The organism is Ideonella sp. (assembly GCF_035254525.1).
Taxonomy (GTDB): domain Bacteria; phylum Pseudomonadota; class Gammaproteobacteria; order Burkholderiales; family Burkholderiaceae_C; genus Ideonella.
Genome location: NZ_DATFAN010000084.1, coordinates 1 through 6436, shown reverse-complemented (window position 1 = coordinate 6436; position 6436 = coordinate 1). Strand labels below are relative to the sequence as shown.

Annotated in this window: 5 protein-coding genes and 1 pseudogene; 2 read left to right on the top strand and 4 right to left on the bottom strand. The window is 70.2% G+C overall.

Translation table 11 applies throughout. The features are described 5' to 3' along the window. A pseudogene (locus VJ693_RS08285) lies at positions 1-793 on the top strand (exopolyphosphatase); the annotation flags it as partial. 3 nt (positions 794-796) lie between these two features. Here the strand turns inward: VJ693_RS08285 and VJ693_RS08280 are convergent. The 4 genes from VJ693_RS08280 to VJ693_RS08265 all read right to left on the bottom strand — a co-directional run bounded on the left by VJ693_RS08280 (position 797) and on the right by VJ693_RS08265 (position 5094). Continuing rightward, entirely contained in the window at positions 797-2239 is a 1443-nt protein-coding gene (locus VJ693_RS08280) for a DUF1501 domain-containing protein (RefSeq protein ID WP_324153184.1), read from the bottom strand. 55 nt (positions 2240-2294) lie between these two features. After that, entirely contained in the window at positions 2295-3995 is a 1701-nt protein-coding gene (locus VJ693_RS08275) for a DUF1800 domain-containing protein (RefSeq protein ID WP_324153182.1), read from the bottom strand. A 242-nt stretch (positions 3996-4237) separates the two neighbouring features. Further along, on the bottom strand, positions 4238-4606 hold the full coding sequence (locus VJ693_RS08270) for an arsenate reductase (RefSeq protein WP_324153180.1): 369 nt from the start codon (positions 4604-4606) through the stop codon (positions 4238-4240). Then, a complete protein-coding gene (locus tag VJ693_RS08265; RefSeq protein ID WP_324153178.1) occupies positions 4603-5094 on the bottom strand; it encodes a hypothetical protein in 492 nt (163 codons plus the stop codon). Before VJ693_RS08265 ends, VJ693_RS08270 begins: the two co-directional genes overlap by 4 nt. Positions 5095-5189: 95 nt before the next feature. Between VJ693_RS08265 and metG the strand changes: the two genes are divergently transcribed. Then, positions 5190-6436 (top strand): methionine--tRNA ligase (gene metG / locus VJ693_RS08260; RefSeq protein ID WP_324153176.1); only part of this gene is annotated, 1247 nt, incomplete at its 3' end.

Here is a 6436-nt window from a genome sequence, read left to right as displayed (position 1 = left end):
GCCCGAGGGCCTGCGCTGGCTGATCAACGAATGCATCACGGCCGGTTCGGTGGACCGCATCGCGCTGCCGGGCCTCAAGCCCGAGCGCCGGGCCGTGCTGGCCGGCGGCCTGGCGATCCTCTACACGCTGGCGACGCACTTTCGCATCGACGCCCTGCTGCCCGCGCGTGGCGCGCTGCGCCAGGGCGTGATCGTCGACTTGCACGACCGGCTGATCGCCCGCCACCGGGCCCGCGGCCACGACCTGCGCGACGACTCGGTGCAGCGGCTGCAGCGCCGCTTTGCGGTCGACCGCGAGCAGGCGCGCCGGGTGCGTGACCTGGCGCTGCGCTGGCACACCCAGGTCGAGCCCGGCGCCGACCTCGAGCGGCGCAACGAATTGCGCTGGGCCGCGGAGCTGCACGAGGTGGGGCTGATGGTGTCGCATCACGACCACCATCGCCACAGCGCCTATCTGGTGGCGCATGTCGACGCGGCCGGCTTCTCGCAAAGCCAGCAGCGCCGCGTGGCCGACCTCGTGCTCGGCCAGCGCGGCGGCCTGCGCAAGATCGACGAGGCATTGGCGCGACACGAGGTCGCTTGGCAATTGATGTGCCTGCGGCTGGCGGTCATCAAGTGCCACGCCCGCGCCGCCATCGACGACGGCGCACTCGACCTCGAGCGGCGCGGCAGCAGCGCGCGCCTGCGCTGGCGTGCCGACTGGGCCGAGGCCCAGCCCCGCACGCTGCACCTGCTGCGCGAAGAGGCCGAGGCCTGGTCGCGCAGCGGGCCGCTGACGCTGGAGCTGTCCTGACGCTCAGCCCATGAAGCCGAGCGAGCGGGCGCTGCCGAACGCGGCAAGCCCGGGCAGGATGGTGTCGACCTGCGCGCTCGTCGCGCCGAACCAGCTCAGCAGCGTCGCGGCGTACTGGTCGACGCTGGCGGTCGGGATCCAGCGCCCCTGCAACTCCCAGGCCTCGACACCGACGTCGTCCGGCCCGCCCAGCACCGGCGTCGGGTAGTCGCCGTAGCTGGCACCGCCCTTGACGGCCCCGCCGCAGACGAGTTGGACGTTGCCCCAGGCGTGGTCCGAGCCCGAGCTGTTGTTCGGCGCGAAGGTGCGGCCGAAATCGCTCTGCGTGAAGGCCGTCACCTGCTTGCCCAGGCCCAGGCCCTGCATCGCATCGTGGAAGGCTGCCATCGCATCGGCGACCTGGCCCAGCAGATCCGCGTGCAGGCCCTGCGTGCTGTCGCCGCTGCTGACCTGGCCGGCATGGGTGTCGAAACCGCCGATGCCGGCAAAGTAGATGTGGCGGTCGCCCTGCACCTGCTGGCGGCCGGCAATCAGCTTGGCGATCTGGTAGAGCTGGCCGGCCAGGTCGGTGGCGAGCTGGTCGCCTTCGATCAGCGGCGCGAACGCCGTGTCGATCGCCGCCGGCACGTCCGGGTCGCCGGGCCGGCTCACCACCAGCGCGGCGAGGCGATCGGACATCGCGAACGCATCGCGCTGCATGCCGGCAAACACCTCGGCCAGCTGGCTGGACTGCCCCGGCGCGTACATCGCATCGACCGCCGCCTTGCGCTTCTGATTGGCCACCCAGCCCATGTCGGCAGGCGTCAGGCCGGTCGCCGCGAACACGCCGCCCGGGCCCGGCAGGGCCAGCGCGAAGGCCTGGTTGCCGGTGCCGAAGCGGCTGTTGCCGCCGAGCGAGATCACCGGGTAGGTGGTGGCCATGGTCTCGGCCGTGCGAGCGCCCCAGCCGGTGCGCGCCAGCGCGTCGGTGCTGGCGCTTTCCCAGGCGCGCTGCTGGTCGGAGTGGGAGAACAGGTTGTCGGGGATCAGCGGCGAATCGGGCCCGGCGGCGAGGTAGCCCGCCTTGGTCAGCGGCGCGGCGAGCGGGCCGACGTTGACGACCGGCGCCAGATGTTTCGCCGACCAGGCTGGCAGCAGCGACTGCATCGCCGGATGCAGGCCGAAGAGGCTGCCCGGCAGCGGCAGCAGCGAGGCCTTGGGTAGCGCGAGGCCGCCGCGCGCGGCCAGGTACTGGCTGTGGCGCGTCGTGTCGGTCGGCACCAGCATGTTGAAGCCGTCGTTTCCGCCGAACAGGAAGATGCAGACCAACGCCTTGTAGTCGCCAGCCTGGGCGGCGCGCGGCAGCATCAGCGTGCCGGCGCCGCCGAGCGCGGCCAGGCCGGCGGCGCCGCCGAAGAAGCGCAGCCAGTCGCGCCGGCGAAGATCAGTGGGGTGGGAGCGGGACATCGGGGGCTTCCGTTCGTTCTGTTCGTACTGTTCGTGCTGTTCGCTCGAAGGGCGCTCAGCGGACGATCTGGTACTGGGGCGACGCCAGCACCAGCCAGGCGGCGCGGCGCACGCGCCATTCGCGCCAGGTGTCGGGCCACCCCTTGTCGTTGAACTGCGCGACCGCCTCGATCACCTTCGTGCGCCCGGGCTCGGCCAGGAGCTGGCCGAGCACCAGCCGGCTCATGCGGTCAACCAGCTTGGCGGCGTCGGCCGCATCGGCCAGCCACGCGTCGTAGGTGACGTAGGTGCCGATCGCGCCGGGGATGTCGGCCTGCGGCGCGGCGCCGTTCCAGTCGAACAGCATCGTCAGGTAGTTCATCCGGTTCAGCGCGGTGCTCGCGTTGTGGATGCCGAAGGCCGGCCCGACCAGCGTGGTGCCGCTGACCGGGAAATCCGGTGCGTAGAAGTTGAAGACCGAGGGGGCGCGGAACGCATGCTGGGTCAGGGCCTCGCCTTGCCAGAAACCGAACACCGCGCCGTCGGTGTTGCCGCCGATCGCCCGGATCGCCCCGGTGAAGAGCTGGATCGGCTCGCGCAGCCGGCCCGCGCTGGCCGACGGCGAGGCGCTGCGCGCCTCCTTGTCGAGCAGCACCGCGGCGACGGTGGCAGAGAGGTCGCCCTTCACGCCGCTGCCGATGTCGACGTACAGCCCTGCGTTGAAGGCCCTGGCCACCCGGGCGACATAGGCCGGTGACGGGTTGCTCGTGACGAGCTGCTGGATCAGGTGGCGGCCGACGAAGGGGCCGACGTTCGGGTGCGCCATCAGGCTGTCGAGCACCTTGTCTAGCGCGACCGGCGCGCCCGTGCCGGCCGGCACGACGATGCCCGACAGCAGCTTGCGCGATTGCGTGTCGCGCAGCGTGCCGCCCGCCGGCACCATGTCGCCCCCGAGGTAGTGGCAGTTGGCACCGACCGGCCAGCAGCCCCAGCGGTTGGCCCCGCCCGCGGGGTAGGTCCAGCCGGTCAGCGCATAGGCGTAGGCGCGGACGCGCTCGTTGTCGTAGGTGGCGGTGCAGCGGCCGCCGGCCAGCGTGCCGTCGGTGTTGAGCTTGCACGGGCCGATCGTGAACAGCTGCAGCAGCTCGCGCGCGAAGTTCTCGTTCGGTGCTGCGGCGTCGTTGTTCACGTGGTTCAGGTACTCGCCCATCATCGGCGAGCGGGCCACCTTGCGCAGCAGATCACGGTAGTTCCCGAAGGCGCCGTTGAGCAGGTTGTTGTAGAAGATGCGCAGGCCGTAGGTGCCGTCGACCTCGACGTTGCTGATCACCAGCAGCTGCGACAGCGCCAGCGCCACGCGCTGCCGCAGCTGATCGGGGTTGCGCACCGCGTTGCGGTAGAAATCCCACAGCAGCGGCTCGCTCGAGTAGTAGTCGCGCCAGCAGTTCTTGTTGGCCTGCTGCTCGGGCAGTGCGCAGAAATCGGTGCGCGAGGTGTTCTGGTCGGGCGCGTCGTCGCCACCCAGGCGATAGTGCGACCTGTACAGGCCCAGTTGCTCGACGATCCACGGTTTGGCACCCTTGGCCTGGATGTCGGCGACCAGGGCCTCGCTCGGGCCGAAGGTGGCCTGATGGGCCAGGCGAACCGCATCGGGTTGGGTGGTGCCTTGGGCGGTCTCGGCCCCGGTGATCCCACCCTGCGCCTGGCGGCGCTCGGCGTTGTCCGCCGAGGCCTGGCTGCCGTCGCCGCTGCCACCGCAGGCAGCCAGCGCGAGCACCAGAGCGGCAGCCGCGCTGCCAGGGAGACCCCGCCGCCAGCCGCGGCGACCCTCCCGGTCGGTTTGTCGAATCATGTGGTCGCGGGCTCGGCACGGCCGCCCGACGGGGCGGCGTTGCATGCCGGATCGGCCGCAACCACAAATGATGTAGCGCGCAGCCGCAAGCAGGCTGCGCGCTTGGTCACCAGTTGTGACGGCAATCGGTGTGCCCGCCCGGGCCGCCGATGCGTGGTGTCACAAATTCAACGGGCCGTGACGGCGGCGCAGCGTGCGCCCCAGGCCTCGGGCGAAAAGCCCACGGTCACCGCCCCATCGGGCCACTCGATCACCGGCCGCTTGATCGTGCTGGTCTGGGCCTGCATCAGGCGCAGCGCGCTGGCCGCATCGACCACCTCCGCCTGCAGCGCCGGGTCCAGCCTGCGCCAGGTCGTGCCCTGGCGATTCAGCAGCCGCTCCCAGCCCACCGCATCGGCCCAGCGCTGCAGGTCCGCCGCACTGGCGCCCGCCTTCTTGAAATCGACGAAGTCGTGAGCGAGGCCCTGGCCGGTGAGCCAGGCGCGGGCGCGCTTGACGGTGTCGCAGTTCGGGATGCCATGCAGTCTCAGGGTCACAGCAGGTCGTCCTTGTCGTTCACTTCACACAGCGGGTCGGGGCCGTAGCCGGCGTCGCGCACCCGCCCGTCGGGCTCGACGGTCACCCGGAACCACTGGCAGAAGGGCGATTCGTAGCGCCACGACCAGACCGTGGCGCCTCGCCAGATGCCCATCACGTCGCTCGGACGGCCGAAGCGGAACCGCAGCTCGTCGCTGGTCATGCCGGGCACGACCTCGTTGAACAGGTCCTCGCGCAGCACCTGGTCCCAGCGCTGGACGCGGCCGGACGCGTCCAGGTCGACCATGAAGGCGTGCTTGCCGAAGGGGCCACGGGCGAATTCGAGGCGCTGGCCGCCGCCGGGCAGCGGGTGGCGGCCGGTCGGCTCGCCCATGTCGGCGATGACCTCGGCGACCGTCTGGCCGGGGCGCAGCGAGCCGGTGCCGTAGCTGGTGCAGGAGGCCAGCAGCGCAGCGGCCAGCCAGGAGAGGAACGGGGTGGGGCGCATGATGTCCTGTGGGGTCCGGTGAATCTATCACCGCGCCTAGAATTGCACCCTTTTCCTCGCGGAAAGAACCTGCGCCGACGCCGGCGACGCCACCCATGACCCGCAAGCTCTTCGTCACCACCGCCCTGCCCTACGCCAATGCGCCGTTCCACATCGGGCACATGATGGAGTACATCCAGGCGGACATCTGGGTGCGGTTCCAGCGCATGCGGGGCGCCGAAGTGCATTTCGTCTGCGCCGACGACACCCACGGCGCGCCGATCATGATCGCCGCCGAGAAGGCCGGCAAGACGCCGCAGGCCTACGTGGCCGAGGTGGCCGCCGGCCGCGCGCGCTACCTCGACGGCTTCCACATCGGCTTCGACAACTGGCACTCGACCGACGCGCCCGAGAACCACGCGCTGGCCAAGGAGATCTACCTCGCGCTGCGCAAGAACGAGCTGATCGACGTGAAGACGATCGAGCAGTTCTTCGACCCCGAGAAGGGCATGTTCCTGCCCGACCGTTTCATCAAGGGCGAGTGCCCGAAATGCGGCTCGAAGGACCAGTACGGCGACAACTGCGAGGTCTGCGGTGCCGTCTACGCGCCCACCGAGCTGAAGAACCCGTATTCGGCGCTGTCGGGTGCGACGCCGATCATCAAGAGCAGCGAGCACTACTTCTTCCGCCTGTCCGACCCGCGCTGCGTCGAGTTCCTGCAGGGCTGGATGAACGAGACCGGGCGGCTGCAGCCCGAGGTGCTGAACAAGGTGCGCGAATGGTTCGCGACCGACGCCGACGGCAAGACCGCGCTGGGCGACTGGGACATCTCGCGCGATGCGCCCTACTTCGGCATCGAGATCCCCGACGCGCCGGGCAAGTACTTCTACGTCTGGCTCGACGCCCCGATCGGCTACCTCGCGTCGCTGGCCAACTACTGCGGCAAGCGCGGCATCGACATGGCCGCCCTGCTGGCCGACCCCGAGTTGCAGCAGGTGCACTTCATCGGCAAGGACATCACGACCTTCCACACGCTGTTCTGGCCGGCGATGCTGCACTTCTCGGGCCGCAAGGTGCCCGACCACGTGTTCGTGCACGGCTTCATCACCGTCAGCGGCGAAAAGATGAGCAAGAGCCGCGGCACCGGCATCTCGCCGCTGAAGTACCTCGAGATTGGCCTGCATCCCGAGTGGCTGCGCTACTACATCGCGGCCAAGCTCAACGCCCGCGTCGAGGACATCGACTTCAACCCCGACGACTTCATCGCCCGCGTCAATTCGGATCTGGTCGGCAAGTACATCAACATCGCCAGCCGCGCGGCCGGCTTCCTGGCCAAGCGCTTCGGCGGCACGCTGTCGGGCGA